Genomic DNA, 268 nt, shown 5'->3' on the forward strand with positions numbered 1-268 from the left:
AGGTAGCCACCGATCCGATGCCACCTAATGTTGCCGATACCTTTATTATTCTAAAAAAGCGAAAAGATTGGGCTAATCCCAAAAAGCCCAAGCAGGAACTGGTACAGGAAATTGAAAATGCAGTGAGGCAAATTCCAGGAAATAATTATGAATTTACTCAACCCATTCAAATGCGTTTTAATGAACTGATCTCGGGGGTTCGTAGTGATGTCGCGGTCAAAGTATTTGGCGATGATATGAATACTTTATTGGAGATCGCAGAAAACAT

At 40.3% G+C, this 268-nt stretch carries 1 pseudogene; it reads left to right on the top strand.

Annotation, left to right across the window (positions count from 1 at the left end):
- Positions 1 to 268: pseudogene (locus A8O27_RS19215) on the top strand (efflux RND transporter permease subunit); the annotation flags it as partial.

Origin of the sequence: Legionella bozemanae (assembly GCF_001648595.1) — a bacterium.
Taxonomy (GTDB): Bacteria; Pseudomonadota; Gammaproteobacteria; order Legionellales; family Legionellaceae; genus Legionella; species Legionella bozemanae.